Source organism: Saccharopolyspora sp. NPDC000359, assembly GCF_040300525.1.
In the GTDB taxonomy this organism is placed as follows: Bacteria; Actinomycetota; Actinomycetes; order Mycobacteriales; family Pseudonocardiaceae; genus Saccharopolyspora.
In genome coordinates this window covers 12,588-26,642 of sequence record NZ_JBEPDU010000024.1, presented here as the reverse complement: position 1 = coordinate 26,642, position 14,055 = coordinate 12,588, and the positions used below count along the sequence as shown (strand labels likewise).

The 14,055-nt window shown below is 70.9% G+C and carries 14 protein-coding genes; 4 read left to right on the top strand and 10 right to left on the bottom strand.

The genetic code is table 11. The features are described 5' to 3' along the window. Together ABT324_RS17135 and panD are read right to left on the bottom strand one after the other, a co-directional pair. Positions 1 to 963 carry a class I SAM-dependent methyltransferase gene (locus tag ABT324_RS17135; RefSeq protein WP_351177784.1) on the bottom strand — a complete coding sequence of 321 codons (963 nt, stop codon included), beginning with the start codon at positions 961 to 963 and terminating at the stop codon, positions 1 to 3. Positions 964 to 1,264: 301 nt separating this feature from the next. Beyond that, positions 1,265 to 1,684, bottom strand: coding sequence for an aspartate 1-decarboxylase (gene panD, locus ABT324_RS17130; RefSeq protein ID WP_502949750.1), 420 nt, complete (start codon positions 1,682 to 1,684; stop codon positions 1,265 to 1,267). Between the two features lie 622 nt (positions 1,685 to 2,306). Between panD and ABT324_RS17125 the strand changes: the two genes are divergently transcribed. Next, positions 2,307 to 2,984 carry a 4'-phosphopantetheinyl transferase family protein gene (locus ABT324_RS17125; protein ID WP_351177778.1) on the top strand — a complete coding sequence of 226 codons (678 nt, stop codon included), beginning with the start codon at positions 2,307 to 2,309 and terminating at the stop codon, positions 2,982 to 2,984. Between the two features lie 10 nt (positions 2,985 to 2,994). Here ABT324_RS17125 and ABT324_RS17120 read toward each other — a convergent pair whose 3' ends face one another. After that, positions 2,995 to 3,621, bottom strand: a complete 627-nt coding sequence (locus tag ABT324_RS17120; protein ID WP_351177775.1) for a TetR/AcrR family transcriptional regulator — start codon at positions 3,619 to 3,621, stop codon at positions 2,995 to 2,997. 129 nt (positions 3,622 to 3,750) lie between these two features. On the opposite strand from ABT324_RS17120, the gene gad reads away from it, so the two are divergent. Together gad and ABT324_RS17110 are read left to right on the top strand one after the other, a co-directional pair. Further along, positions 3,751 to 5,172, top strand: coding sequence for a glutamate decarboxylase (gene gad / locus ABT324_RS17115; protein WP_351177772.1), 1,422 nt, complete (start codon positions 3,751 to 3,753; stop codon positions 5,170 to 5,172). Positions 5,173 to 5,272: 100 nt separating this feature from the next. Then, entirely contained in the window at positions 5,273 to 5,983 is a 711-nt protein-coding gene (locus tag ABT324_RS17110; protein WP_351177769.1) for a GTP pyrophosphokinase, read from the top strand. Positions 5,984 to 6,062: 79 nt separating this feature from the next. Here the strand turns inward: ABT324_RS17110 and ABT324_RS17105 are convergent, their stop codons facing one another. Continuing rightward, positions 6,063 to 7,673 carry a GMC family oxidoreductase gene (locus ABT324_RS17105; protein WP_351177766.1) on the bottom strand — a complete coding sequence of 537 codons (1,611 nt, stop codon included), beginning with the start codon at positions 7,671 to 7,673 and terminating at the stop codon, positions 6,063 to 6,065. Positions 7,674 to 7,921: 248 nt separating this feature from the next. On the opposite strand from ABT324_RS17105, the gene ABT324_RS17100 reads away from it, so the two are divergent. Further along, positions 7,922 to 8,305, top strand: coding sequence for a hypothetical protein (locus tag ABT324_RS17100; protein ID WP_351177763.1), 384 nt, complete (start codon positions 7,922 to 7,924; stop codon positions 8,303 to 8,305). A gap of 84 nt (positions 8,306 to 8,389) precedes the next feature. Here ABT324_RS17100 and ABT324_RS17095 read toward each other — a convergent pair whose 3' ends face one another. The 6 genes from ABT324_RS17095 to ABT324_RS17070 are packed head-to-tail and all read right to left on the bottom strand — an operon-like array spanning position 8,390 to position 14,044. Continuing rightward, a complete protein-coding gene (locus tag ABT324_RS17095) occupies positions 8,390 to 9,205 on the bottom strand; it encodes a MaoC/PaaZ C-terminal domain-containing protein (RefSeq protein WP_351177760.1) in 816 nt (271 codons plus the stop codon). Further along, positions 9,205 to 10,377: a lipid-transfer protein gene (locus ABT324_RS17090; protein ID WP_351177757.1), complete on the bottom strand. Its 1,173-nt coding sequence runs from the start codon at positions 10,375 to 10,377 to the stop codon at positions 9,205 to 9,207. The genes ABT324_RS17095 and ABT324_RS17090 overlap by 1 nt, the downstream gene beginning before the upstream one ends. Beyond that, positions 10,374 to 10,814, bottom strand: coding sequence for a MaoC family dehydratase (locus ABT324_RS17085; protein WP_351177755.1), 441 nt, complete (start codon positions 10,812 to 10,814; stop codon positions 10,374 to 10,376). Before ABT324_RS17085 ends, ABT324_RS17090 begins: the two co-directional genes overlap by 4 nt. Continuing rightward, entirely contained in the window at positions 10,811 to 11,923 is a 1,113-nt protein-coding gene (locus tag ABT324_RS17080; protein ID WP_351177752.1) for an acyl-CoA dehydrogenase family protein, read from the bottom strand. Before ABT324_RS17080 ends, ABT324_RS17085 begins: the two co-directional genes overlap by 4 nt. A 19-nt stretch (positions 11,924 to 11,942) precedes the next feature. After that, positions 11,943 to 12,881 (bottom strand): bifunctional MaoC family dehydratase N-terminal/OB-fold nucleic acid binding domain-containing protein, encoded by a 939-nt coding sequence (locus tag ABT324_RS17075; protein ID WP_351177749.1) that lies wholly within the window; start codon positions 12,879 to 12,881, stop codon positions 11,943 to 11,945. After that, positions 12,878 to 14,044 (bottom strand): acyl-CoA dehydrogenase family protein, encoded by a 1,167-nt coding sequence (locus ABT324_RS17070; protein ID WP_351177746.1) that lies wholly within the window; start codon positions 14,042 to 14,044, stop codon positions 12,878 to 12,880. The genes ABT324_RS17075 and ABT324_RS17070 overlap by 4 nt, the downstream gene beginning before the upstream one ends. Positions 14,045 to 14,055: the final 11 nt, after the last annotated feature.

Below are 14,055 nucleotides of genomic sequence, written 5' to 3'. Positions count from 1 at the left end.
TCACGCCTTCGTCGCGACGTGGTGGACGTAGCTCTTGACCGGCAGCACCTGCTTGGACGGCAGCACACCCGCCTTCCGCAGCAGCGTGATGAGCCCGCTGTCGCGGTAGCCGGCGAACTGCCCGCCGAGGATGGTGATCCTGGAGTGCTCGGCGACCCGCCGGGCCAGCGGCGACATCCGCTTGCCCGCCACCGTCGCCCGCAGCCTGCTGCCCGGGGCCATCCGCCGCCGGATCGCGGCCCGGACCTGGGCCGAGATGTCCAGTTCCTGGACCCACTCCAGCCCCTCGACCGCGGGGGACTTCCGCGCCGCCGCCAGCTGCCCGGCCCGCTGTTCGGTGAACAGGTCGACCATCGAGAAGTGGCCCCCGGGCTTGAGCACCCGGCGGACCTCGGCGAGGAACCCGCCCAGGTTCGGGTAGGTGTGCGCGCTCTCGACGTTGATGACGGCGTCGAAGGCACCGTCGTCGAACGGCAGGGCCTCGGCGTCACCGACGACGAACCGCAGGGACGAGCCGCGCGCGTACTGCGCGGTGGCGCGCTGCACGGCTCGTGGTGAGACGTCGAGCCCGACCAGGTCCGCCCCCGGCACGCACCGCGACACGAAGTTCAGGCCGCCGCCGATCCCGCAGCCGACCTCCAGTACCGAACGCCCGGCGAACTCCTCCAGCGGCACCGGGATCCCGCGCAGGGCCTGGAAGTAGAGCTGCTCGGAGAAGCCGTCCGTGCTGAACTTGTCGAAGTGCGGGATCAACGCCTCGATCTCCCGCACGACCTCGGGGTCGTGCATCCCCCAGTTCCAGAGGTCACCGGGGTCCGAGCCCAGCGCCGCGAGGTCGTAGGCGGAGGACATGGTGTCCTTGATCGCCGCGCCGCGCTCGTCCTCCGGCGCCCGTCCGTGCTCGGCCAGGTTGATCTCGTCGAGCCCGTCGGTGAAGTCGTCCATGATCTTCGCAGTACTCATCGTCCCTCATCCGCCGCCACCGGAAAGCGAAGCGAATCCCGCACGCGTCCCGTGATCCGAATCAGCGCAATTTCGACCAGCAACCGCGAGCACGATTCGACAACCGGTTATTCCAATGCCGAAGTCGGCAGCACGGAACACCGGCACCGCATCGCGCGCGGGCGCGTGCACCACTGCGGCGGAAATCGCGCCAGGAATACCTGGGAACCCCACCGAACAGCGGTTCAAGAATTGCGTTCCGGACGACTCGCCGGACTGCGCGAACAATCGCGGCAGCCGTCCGCACCAGGTCGGTGTCGACCTACTCCGGGTGCACCAGGTCACCCCGCACGAGGCCCGAACCCGTCGGGACGTCGAGCGGATCACCACCGACCCGCGCGATCCGGTTCTGCTCGTCCGCGAAGACGATGTGCGGCTGGAAGGTCCGAGCCACCGCGTCCGGGACCGACGCGTAGGAGATGATGATGACCAGGTCACCCGGCTTGACCAGGTGCGCGGCCGCGCCGTTGATGCCGATCACGCCGCTGTCGCGGGGACCTTCGATGACGTAGGTGGTCAGCCGGGCGCCGTTGGTCACGTCGACCACGTCGACCTTCTCGCCCGCCACGAGGTCGGCGGCTTCCACCAAGGCCTGATCAATGGTGATGGAACCGACGTAGTGCAAATCGGATTGGGTTACGGTCGCGCGATGGATCTTTGATTTGAGCACCTCGCGGTACATGACATCAGAGGACACCGACAACTCCCCCAGTAAGCCGCGGGGTCCGCACCACCGCACTTCGCAGCGTCATTGACGCAACACGTAACCACACTTCCATGGAGCACCTCGCGTAGTGGATCTTCACCCGGAACACTAGCAGGGAGATTATTGCGGCTGCAATCCACGACAAGAGGCCCCGGAGAAGTGACGGAGAAGGCCTCATTGTTGAATTATCAACCAATACCTCCGGAACTACTGCATTGCGACCACCGGGCTTCCCGTTCGGCCCATCGCAGAGGTCCGAACGGACCAACGCGCCCGCCGCCGCGCCGCCAGAACGGGTAGCCGCCACTCGTCTGGCCCGGAGCCGAACGGCTCAAACGGTGAATCTGGCAAATAATGGCACGCCGGAAGTGTCCCGGTGAGCACCCACGATGTCCACAATGGCCAGCACCGGAGGACGTCCCGGCGCGAGCGTTGACCGTGCGGAACGATTGATCCGCTTCCCCGCAAGCATGCCGAAAGCTCCCCTGCACCGCGGAGTTCCGCAGGCGCCGACCACGGCACCCCGGCCGCCGCGCCGGACGTCCGGTCGCCAGACCACATCCGACAGCTGCAGCACTGATCCGATGAGGACACCAACGTGATCGACGAGGTCCTGCCGAGCGACGTGCGCTCGGCCGAAGCATTCCACGACGAGCCCGGCACCCCGCTGTTCCCCGAGGAACAAGCCCTCATCACCAAGGCCGTGCCCAAGCGGCGCAACGAGTTCACCACCGTCCGGCACTGCGCGCGGAAAGCACTGGCCGAACTCGGCCACCCGCCGGTACCGCTGCTGAAGGGCGAGCGCGGAGCACCCCGCTGGCCGACCGGGATCACCGGCAGCATGACCCACTGCGCCGGGTACCGCGCAGCCGCCGTCGCGCGCCGCACCGACTTCGCCAGCATCGGCATCGACGCGGAGCCCGCGGGGGCGCTCCCGGACGGGGTGCTCGACACCATCGCGCGCCCGGAGGAGCTCGTCCGGATCCGGCGCCTCGAAACCACCTCGACAACAGTGCACTGGGACCGGTTGCTCTTCAGCGCCAAGGAATCCGTCTACAAGGCGTGGTTCCCGCTCACGCACCGGTGGCTCGACTTCGACGAGGCCTCCATCGACATCAACCCGGTGGCGGGAACCTTCCACGCCCAGTTGCTCGCCCCGGCTCCCGAGGTGCCGCGGCAGGAGTTCCACGGCCGCTGGTCCTCGCGCAACGGCCTGCTCATCACCGCGATCGCCCACCCGTCGACACCCGCCGAGGCAGCGGGGCAGCCAGCCTGACCCCGGCACCTCACCTGGCGTGGCTTGCACCGGTGCGCGGCTCTTCGGATGACCGCATGCCGCGGAGGACCACCTCGGTGGCGGTCACGACGGCGTCCGGCGGGACCGAGTCGGGGTTGATGGCGCGCTGGATGGCCAAGCCGTCTTCGAGCGCATGTACGACGAGAGCGGTGAACGCCGCTTCCTCCGCGCCACACCCCAGCTCGCGCGCCACGGCCCCGGCGAGCGCGTCGCGGGCGAAGGCCTCGCGCTCGGCGAGCACGGAGCGTTCACCGGAGGGACGTCGCAGCGTGTGGCGCACGAGCTCCAGGCGCAGCGCCAACCACTCCTCCAGGTGAACGGCCCGTTCGCGGTGCCAGGCCCGCAACGCCTCCCAGGTGTCGTCCTCGCCCGCCGCGAGCTGCGCCACTTCCTCCCGCTCGCGGTGGGTCCGCTCCTCCAGCAGGGCCGCGACGACAGCGTCCTTGTCGGCGAAGTGCCCGTAGAACGCGCCCCGGGTGTAGCCAGCGCGGTCGGCGATCCGTTCGACCGAGGCCCCGGCGACACCGTGCTCGGCGAACTCCTCGGCTGCCGCGTCGAGCAGCCGTGCGCGGGTCAGCGCCTGCGCCTCGCGGCGCGAGAGCCGTTGCCGTGCCACCACCACTCCTCACCAGCTCACCGGGCCTGCCGCCCGTTCACATCCGATGTCGAATTCAGATTCACTCATGCACCTTAGTGCCGGATTCGCGGCCTGCGGGTGGGAGGTGGCTGTCCTAGCGTGGGGTTCATGACCGCACGGAACCGGGGGCACCGCCGCAGCCGGGATTCCCGCCGCGAGCACCTGTCGATCAATCCCGTGTTCGTCGCCGAACCGGCGCAGGTGCCGCGCAACCGGCTGCCCGCGCAGGCGCTCGATCCCGACGTGGCCTACCAGGTGGTGCACGACGAGCTGATGCTGGACGGCAACGCGCGGCTCAACCTCGCCACGTTCGTCACCAGCTGGATGGAGCCCCAGGCGGACCGGTTGATGGCCGAGTGCTTCGACAAGAACATGATCGACAAGGACGAGTACCCGCGCACCGCCGCGCTGGAGCAGCGCTGCGTGCGGATGCTCGCCGACCTGTGGCACGCCCCCGACCCCGATGCCACCATCGGCTGCTCCACCACGGGTTCCAGCGAGGCGTGCATGCTGGCGGGCTTGGCCCTCAAGCGCCGGTGGCAGCACGCGCGGCGCGCCGCTGGCCAACCAGCCGACCGACCGAACATCGTGATGGGCGCCAACGTGCAGGTCTGCTGGGAGAAGTTCGCGGACTACTGGGACGTCGAACCGCGGCTGGTGCCGATGGAGGGTGAGCGCTTCCACCTCGACGCCGCCGAAGCCGTCGCGCGCTGCGACGAGCACACCATCGGCGTGGTGGCGGTGCTGGGGTCCACGTTCGACGGGAGCTACGAGCCGGTGGCCGGGATCTGCGCCGCGCTGGACCAGTTGGCCGCCGAGCGCGGCTGGGACGTGCCGGTGCACGTCGACGGCGCCTCCGGGGCGATGATCGCACCGTTCTGCGATCCCGGCCTGCACTGGGACTTCCGGCTCGACCGGGTCGCCTCGATCAACACCTCCGGGCACAAGTACGGGCTGGTCTACCCCGGGGTGGGCTGGGTGGTGTGGCGGGAGGCCGCCGCGCTGCCGCCGGACCTGGTCTTCGAGGTCGACTACCTCGGCGGCAGCATGCCGACGTTCGCGTTGAACTTCTCCCGGCCGGGCGGGCAGGTGGTTGCGCAGTACTACGCGTTCCTGCGGTTGGGCTTCGAGGGCTTCCGCCGGGTCCAGCAGACCTGCCGGGACGTGGCGCGCTCGTTGGCCGACCGCGTCGAGGACCTAGGGCCGTTCCGGTTGCTCACCCGGGGGGACCAGCTGCCGGTGTTCGCCTTCACGCTGCGCGACGAGGTCACCCGATTCTCCGTCTTCGACGTGGCGGCGCACCTGCGGGAACGTGGTTGGTTGGTCCCGGCCTACGTGTTCCCGGCCAACCGCACCGACCTGTCGGTGCTGCGGATCGTGGTCCGCAACGGCTTCACCCACGACCTCGCCGACCTGCTGGCCGAGGACCTCGAGCGCTCCGTGGCGCAACTGCGGCAGCAGTCCGCGCCGGTGCGCGGCCCAGAGCACAGCTCCTTCTCGCACGGCAGCGGCTGCACGCAGCGGCGCTGAGCCGGAACCCCCGTGGTCCACACCACCCGCCACGACGGCACCTGCTCGGCCGGTGCGGCATACGCTGGAGCCGAGCAGCCCGGGAGGAGTAGGAGCGTCGATGAGTTCTGAGGCCAGGTCAGCGCGCGGCGGTGCCCGCGGGTGGCCATACCCGCAGGTCAGCGCCCTGGAGAAGCTCAGCGACGCCGACCGCGAGTCCGCGCTGGCGTTCATGCGGCAGACCGGTGACCTGCTGATGCTGCACAAGTTCGGCGTCGACGAGCTCATGACCAAGCTGCGCATCTGGAGCGAGGAGTTCGAGTACGCCCACGAGCACGACCCGATCGAGCACATCACCTCGCGGATCAAGCGCCCGGAGGCGATCGCCGCCAAGCTCACCCGGCGCGGGCTGCCGGTCAGCCCGGAGTCGGCGCGCGAGCACCTCACCGACATCGCCGGGGTACGGGTGGTGTGCCCGTTCGTCTCCGACGTCTACCTCCTCCGCGACGTCATCCGCCAGCACGAGATCGAGATTGTGCAGACCAAGGACTACATCGCCGTTCCGAAGCCGAACGGCTACCGCAGCCTGCACCTGATCATCAAGATGCCGGTGCACCTGTCCAACCGCACCGAGCTGGTCGCCGTGGAACTCCAGCTGCGCACCATCGCGATGGACTTCTGGGCCGCGGTCGAGCACGAGCTGCTCTACAAGAGCGGCGGCGAGGTCCCGGAGAGCTTCGCCACCGAGCTGAAGTCCGCGGCCGAAACCGCAGCGGGCCTCGACGCCCAGATGGCCGCCCTGCACAAGCTCAGCGAGCAGAACTCCGGCTAGAGCCCCCCGGACGACCGCCTGGTGGTGGTCCCGGAGGCCGGTGCACCGGTGACAGGGTTCGGCGGGAATACCTGGCTGTTCAGCTCTGGATCAGGTCGGCGCAGCGCTCGCCGATCATGATCGAGGGGGCGTTGGTGTTGCCGCCGATGATGGAGGGCATCACCGAGGCGTCGGCGACCCGGAGGCCGTCCACACCGAGGACCTTGAGGTCCGGCCCAACCACCGCGCGGTCGTCCGAACCCATCCGGCAGGTCCCCACCGGGTGGTAGACGCTGTGCACGAAGTGCGGGAGCACCCGGCGCAGCTCCGCCTCGTCGGAGTACTGCTGCCCCGGCCCGATCTCGCCCTGGTTGTCGCCGACGCCGTCCATCACCTCGCGCACCATCCTGATGCCTTCGAGGAGCACCTCGGTGTCCTTGCCCGCCTTCAGGTACGCGGGGTCGATGAGCGGTGGGGCCAGCGGGTCGGCGCTGGCCAGGCGGACGGTGCCGCGGCTCTCGGGGTAGATCAGCGCCGGGAAGACGCTCTGCCCCGGCTTGGTCGACGGCGGTCGCACCGCCTTGTCGGAGTCCTGGTTCGGGATCGGGTAGACCCAGTACAGGCTCAGCAGCTGGAGGTCGGGGACGGCACCGGCGTGCGAGGTCCGCACGAAGCCGGTCGCCTCGAACTGCGAACCACCCGCCCACCCCGAGCCGGGCCGGAACCACTCCCGGGCGAGTCCGCGCGCGAAGTAGGCCGGTGTCGGCCTGCGCAGGGCCGAGTCCATCCGGAACGACACCGGCACGAAGAGGTGGTCGTGCAGGTTGTCCCCGACCGGCAGGTCGGCCCGCACCTCGATGCCGTGCTCGCGCAGGTGCTGCGCCGGACCGATTCCGGAGAGCATGAGCAGCTGCGCGGAACCGAACACCCCGGCGGACAGGACGACCTCGCGGCCCGCCCGGATGACGCGCCGGTGCCCGTCCTTGCCGATGACCTCCACGCCGGTGGCGCGCGAGCCGTCCAGCACCACCTTCGAGACCGTGGCCCCGGTGAGCACGGTGAGCGCGTCGACCGGGCGGGTGTGCAGGTAGCCCTTCGACGAGGAGTAGCGCACCCCGGGATCAGCGCTGAGCTGGACCGGTGCGATGCCTTCCTGCTCCTGGGCGTTGTAGTCGTCGAGCACCCGCACGCCGAGCCGGCTCGTCGCCGCGTCCATGAAACCCCGTGCGGCCTCGGTGAGTCCGCCTTGCTCGCGGACGCGGATCGGGCCGCCCGTGCCCCGGAAGTCGTTGGCACCGGCCTCCCAGTGCTCCAGGCGCTTGAAGGTGGGCAGGACGTCGTCGTAGGACCAGCCCTTGCAGCCCTCGTCGGCCCAGTCGTCGTAGTTCTGCCGGTTCCCCCGGACGAAGAGCATGCCGTTGACCGAGCTCGACCCGCCCAGCACCTTGCCGCGGGTCTGCGGGATCGTGCGGTGCGCGGCGTGCTCCTGCGGAACCGACTTGTACCCCCAGTCGAAGAACTTCTTGAGCTGCGGCGTGGAGTGCACCACCGCGATGGCGCCGGGGATGCGCAGCAGGTTCTTCAACGGTCCCCGGTCGTCGCGGGGCCCTGCTTCGACCAGGACGACGCTGGAACCCCGTTCGGCCAGCCGCCGCGCCACCGCGCACCCGGCGCTACCCGCACCCACAACGACGTAATCAGCCTCAGCCATCCCACTGCCCTTCACCGCGTGCGGACCGAGCTTCGCGTCAGACTAGAACACGTTCTACGATGTTGTCCATACGCGCAATACGCCGACCAACTGGCATTCAGACCCCAACCTGCACAGCCACCCAGAACAAGTTCCCCCACAGGGGTTCGCGACTGGCCAGGTAGGGCGCGGATGCGGAACAAGGTCGTTTGCCGCCAGATCACCCCGGGTACCACCAAGTGGACAGCACCGACCCGAGGAGGCCAGCGATGCACCTGGACATGACCTCGCACGTGCTCTTCTTCGTCGTCGCCGTCGCGGCGGTCGCCGTGGACGGCTGGTTCATCCGCCGCAGCGGGGTGACCTACCTCGCCGAGGTCCACCAGAACCGCCGCGTGGCGGACTCGGCCAACCGCCTGATCTCAGCGCTGTTCGTCATCTTCATGCTCGGCGTGGTGGCCCTCGCCTCGCTGCCAGCCCTGCCCGCGGCCAACCCCGTGCACCAGGTGATCCTCCGACTCGGCATCGTGTTCCTGGTGATGGCGTTGGCGCACGCCACGACGATCTGGTCCTTCGCCCGCATCCGCACCCAGCAACGCAGCCAGCGCCTCAACGACGAGATCGCCCGCGCCCAGAAACCCGTTCCCGATTGACCACAACCGGATTCGGCCTCACCTCAGTCCGAGCGCCGACACCGCGCACGACGCTGCTGGCACCCCGCGGCGTCCCGGCCGCGGTCAGCTGAACTTGGCTTCGCCGCCGGTCAGGACGGTGTGCTCACCGACTTCGGCGGTGAAGGTGACCGCATCGGCGTCGGTTCCCCAGCACGCCATCGAGAGCTGGTCGCCGGGGTAGACCGGGGCGGCGAAGCGTCCCGCCAAGCTCCGCAGGTCGGCCGGGTGGGCGTCGTAGTTCTGGGCCACCGCCAAGGTTGCCGCGGCCAGGGTGCACAAGCCGTGCAGGAACGGGCGGGGCTTGCCCGCGGCGACGGCGGCCGCCGGGTCGATGTGCATGTGGTGGCGGTCGCCGAGCAGCCGGTAGAGCGCCGCCTGGTTCGGCGCGGTGCTCAGCACCAGTCGGTGTTCGGGTCCGGCTCGCGGTGCTTCCGGTTTCGACGGGCCACGCCGTCCACCGAAACAGCCGCAGCCGGGGGCGAAGAGCGACCAGGTGGCCACGAAGAAGTCGCTCTCCACCGCCACCTCGAAGACCGCTGCCGAGCCCTTGTCCCACACTTCCGCCACCCGGGCGCGCATCGTTACCGAACCCGAGCGGGGCAGCTGGCCCAGCACTAGGAGTCGTTGTGCGCCGTGCACCGCCGTGCGGGTGTCGAACGCGCCGAGACCGCCCAGCGCGTCCGGCGCCCACTGGGCCAGGGTCAGCGCGAAAGTCGGCAGGACGCGCAGCCGCTCCTCGAAGACCAGGTCCAGATCGCCCGCGGAGGCACCCACCGCGAGCGCGTAGAGGATCGCGTCCCGCTCCGCGTAGTCGACGGTGCGACTGCCCAGGTCCACGCCGCGCCAGTCCCCCGCCGGACGAGCCGGTGCCGCCGTCATCAGGCCACCCCCAGGACCACACCGCTGGTCGGAACACCGGTGCCTGCCGTGACCACCACGTTGCGGACGTCCGGGGGCTGATTCACCGAGGTGCCGCGCACCAGCCGCACGCCTTCGGCGATACCGTTCATCCCGTGCAGGTAGGCCTCGCCGAGCTGGCCCCCGTGGGTGTTGGTGGGTAGCCGCCCGTCCAGTTCGAGGTGGCCGTCCCGGATGAAGTCCTTGGCCTCACCCCGGCCACAGAACCCCAGTTCCTCCAGCTGCGGCAGCACCAGCGGGGTGAAGTGGTCGTAGAGGACCGCGGCCTGGACGTCGTCCGGGCACAGCCCGCTCTGCGCCCACAGCTGGTCGCCCACCAGGCCCAGCTCGGGGAGGCCCGAGATGGACGGCCGGTAGTAGCTGGTCATCATGTGCTGGTCCTCGCCCGACCCCTGCGCGGCGGCCAGCACGTGCACGGGCACGTGCGGCAGGTCGCGGGCGCGCTCGGCGGCGACCAGCACCAGCGCTTGGCCGCCATCGGTCTCCTGGCAGCAGTCCAGCAGGCGCAGCGGCTCGGCGATCCACCGCGAGGCCTGGTGCTCCTCCAGGGTGATCGGGCGCTGGTGGAACCAGGCGCGGGGGTTGGTGGCGGCGTGCTTGCGGTCCACCACCGCGACCCGCCCGAAGTCCGCCGAGGTGGCCCCGTACTCGTACTGGTAGCGGCGGGCGAACATGGCCACCCACTGGGCCGGGGTGTTCAACCCGAACGGGGTCATCCACGAGTAGGCGGCCCGGTCCGCGCTGGTGTCCACCGGGCGGTCGGCCTGGCCGAGCCCGTAGCGCTCCCCCGACCGCTCGTTGAACGCGCGCCAGCAGACCACGACCGAGGCCAGCCCGGTGGCGATGGCCGCCGCCGCGTGCGCCACCGTGCCGCACGCCGCCCCGCCGCCGTAGCCGACGCGGGAGAAGAAGGTCAGCTCGCCGAAACCCGCGTTGCGGGCCACGTGGATGTCCGAGCTCGACTCCGCGGTGAAGGTGACCATGCCGTCGACGTCGGCGGGATCCAGACCGGCATCGGCCACCGCGGCGAGCACCGCCTCGGTGGCCAGCTGGAGCTCGCTGCGGCCGGAGTTCTTGGAGAACTCGGTCGCGCCGATGCCGACGATCGCGCTGGAGCGGGACAACGAGGTCATGCGGACTCCTCCTCGGCGCCCGGGAGGTGGAGGACCACCGTGCCGGTGACGTGCGCACCGCGGCTGTTCGTGCCGGTGACCGCGAGGCTGACGGACCGGTCCTCGACGTCCTTGCCGGTCACCTCGCCGGTCAGGACCAGGGTGTCGCCCGGGTGGTTGGGTGCCCCGAGCCGGATGCGGATGGCCCTGACCACCGAGGCCGGGCCCGCCCACGAGGTCGCGAACCGGTCCAGCAGGCCGTTGGTGGTCAGGATGTTCATGAACACGTCCGGGGAACCGCGCTCGACCGCCAGCTCGGGGTCGTGGTGCACGTCCTGGAAGTCGCGGCTGGCGATGGCGGTGGCCACGATCAGCGTGCGGGTCAGCGGGATCGCCAGCTCCGGCACGCGGTCGCCGACGCGCACCTGCTCGAACGCCCGGGTCGGCGGGAGGCTCACGAGGCCACCTCCTCGACCGCCAGGTGCGCGCCCAGGTCGGCCAGCGCCGCGGCGGCTCCGCCGAACGTGCTGGAGATCTGCTTGCCCCACAGGAAGTAGCGGTGTGCTGGGTAGTCGACGTCGACCCCGATCCCGCCGTGCAGGTGCTGGATGCGGTGCACGACGTCGAGCCCCGCCTGGGCGGCCCACCACTTGGCCACCAGCACCGCGCGGTCGGCGTCGTCCGCCTCGTCAGTGAGCGAGGTGACCGCCTGCCACAGCACCACCTCCGCGGCATCGACGTCGATGTAGCAGTCGGCCAGCTGGTGCTGGACCGCCTGGAAGGTGGCCAGCGGTCGGCCGAACTGGTGGCGCTCACCGAGGTACCCGGCAGTGAGCTCCAAAGCTCCTCGGGCGACACCGGTTTGGAGCGCCACGAGCGCGAGGGTGGCGCGGTGCAGGGTCTGGCGCAGCGCCCCGTCACCCGGGGTGCCCACGGCGCGGCCAACGGCCCGGTCGAGGTGGAGGTGCCCGCTCAAGTCCCGGGTCGTGGTCTCGGCCCGCTCCCAGCGCACCCCGTCCGCCCCGGCGTCGACCAGGAACAGCCCGGCGCCGTGCTCCGCGGTCGCCGACACCAGCACGGCGTCGGCGCCCTGCGGCGACGGCACGACCGCCTTGGTCCCCGACAGCAGCCAGGTCTCCCCCGCGGGGGTCGCGGTGCAGGTGGGCGCGCCCGGTTCCGCTGGAGCGAGCTCCTCCAGCGCCAGCGCCAGCCGCGAGGCGCCGCTGACGACTGCGGGCAGGTGGCGGCGGCGTTGCGCGTCGTCGCCGTGGGTGGCGATGGCCATGGCGGCCACTGCTGCCGACCACAGCGGGACGGGCGCCACGACCCGGCCCTGCTCGGCCAGCAGCACGCACAGGCCGTCGAGGCCGAGGCCCGCCCCGCCGTGCTCCTCGGGCAGCGCGATGCCCACCAGCCCCGCTCTGGCGAGTTCCGCCCAGAGCTGCTCGTCGACGCGCGTCTCGGAGTCCTCCACCGCCCGGATCCGGTCGGAGGTGGTCCGGTCGGTGCAGATCTCGCGGGCCAGGTCCCGGACCGCGGCCAGCTCCTCGCTGAGGTGGAAGTCCATTCGGCGTTCTCCTTGGCGGTCAGGCCCGGTCGGTGGCGGGGCGGAAGACGGGCAGCACCAGCTCCGGGTCCGCTTCGAGCCACTCGAGCTGGACCGGCATGCCGATGGTGACCTCGTCCGGTTCGACGCCCACCAGGTTGCTGATCAGCCTGGTGCCCTCGGCCAGTTCGACCAGCGCGACCAGCAGCGGGTACTCGAAGGCCGGGTGCCTCGGGTGGTGGGCGACCACGTAGCTGTGGACGGTGGCGCAGCCGGACGCTTCCACGGTGTCCCAGTCGAAGGACCGGCAGTGCGGGCAGCAGGGGCCGGGCGGGTGGCGCAGCGCCTCGCAGGCCCGGCACCGCTGGATGACCAGCCGCTTCTCCCGCGCCGCGGCGAACCAGAACTCGTTGTCGCGGTTCACCGCGGGCCGCGGGCGCGGCGCCTTGCGCTCAGCGGGCCGGAACCGCAGCGTGCGCCACTTCTGGACCGCGACCTCGGTGCCGCTGGCGTCCCGGTAGGTGCGCACCGTGGTCACGAACCGCCCCGGTCCGAGTCCGGTCCGCTTCTCCGGCGAGATCGACTCCACGACCTCGTCGACGCTGACCTCGTCGCCGGGCACCAGTTCGCGCCGGAACTCGAACTCCGAGTCGGTGGCGACCACCGAGGTGTACCCGCCCCGGGCCAGCAGGTCCACCAGCTCGTCGGAGGCAGTCGCGCCGGCCGCCTCCGGAGCGGTGCTGGCGGCGTACCCCCGCATCGTCCAGGTCTGCATCATCGAGGCCGGTGCGACGACGTCGCCGCGCCCGGTGGCCCGGGCGGCCTCGGCCGAGAGGTGGACCGGGTTGGGGTCCCCCACCGCCTCGACCCAGTGCCGGATCATCGGCACGTTGACCGGGTCCTGGCCCGACCTGCCGGGCACCAGCACGCGCCCGACGAAGGACTGGAGGGCCTGGTCGTAGGCCGTCTCGCCGGTCATCCGGCCCTCCGTCCCCGCGGCAGGCCGAGGCCTCGGGTGGCGACCATGTCGCGCAGCACCTCGTTCACGCCACCACCGAAGGTGTTCACGATCCCCTGCCTGGACAACTGCTCCACCTGTCCACCCAGGACGGCCGCGGGCGAGTCCGGGCGGACCCGGCCAGCCGCGCCGAGCACCTGGGTCAGCGCCCGCTGCACCTCGATGTGGGTCTCGGTGCCGTACACCTTCGCCGCCCCCGCGGTCGCCCCGGTCAGCGTTCCTCCGGCGACGGCGGTGGTCATCTTCCAGTTCATCAGCCGCATCGCTTCGAGCCGGGCGTAGGCGCGGGCCATCTCCCGCTGCACCCAGGGCTTCTCGACCACCCCGGTGCTCTTCGCCCAGTCCAGGACCTGCTCCCAGAGCCGGATCATCCGGCCGCCGAGCGCGGCCAAGCCGATCCGCTCGTGGTTGAGCTGCGCGGTGATCAGCCGCCACCCGCCGTCGACCGCGCCGACGACGGAACTGGCCGGGACGCGGAGGTCGCTGTAGTAGGTCGCGGTGACCACCATGCCGCCCACGGCCTGGATGGGGCTCCAGGAGAAGCCCGGGGCGCTGGTGGGCACGACCAGGATGGAGATCCCCTCGTGCTTGGGTGCCTGCGGGTCCGTGCGCGCCGCGAGCCAGACGTAGTCCGCGGTGTTGGCGCCGGAGGTGAAGATCTTCTGCCCGTTCACCACGAACTCGTCGCCGTCGCGCACCGCCCTGGTCCGCAGCGAGGCCAGGTCGGTGCCCGCATCGGGTTCGGTGTAGCCGATGGCGAACACGACGTCACCGCTGAGGATCCCGGGCAGGTAGGCCTGCTTCTGCTCGTCGGTCCCGTGCTCCATCAAGGTCGGGCCGACGGTGTTCACCGTGACGAACGGGAACGGCACCCCGGCGCGCTGGACCTCGTCGAAGAAGACGTACTGCTCCTCGATCGAGCGGCCCTGGCCGCCGTACTCGCGCGGCCAGCCGATCCCCAGCCAACCGTCGCGGCCGAGCGCCTTGACGACCTCCCGGAACCGGGGTCCGCCGACGCCCTCCTCCCCCGCTCTCCTGAGCTCGTCCGCCGGGAGCAGCCCGGCGAAGTACTCACGCAGCTCCTGCCGGAGCCGGCGCTGCTCGCGCGTCTCGCGCACATCCATCCGAGGCCCTC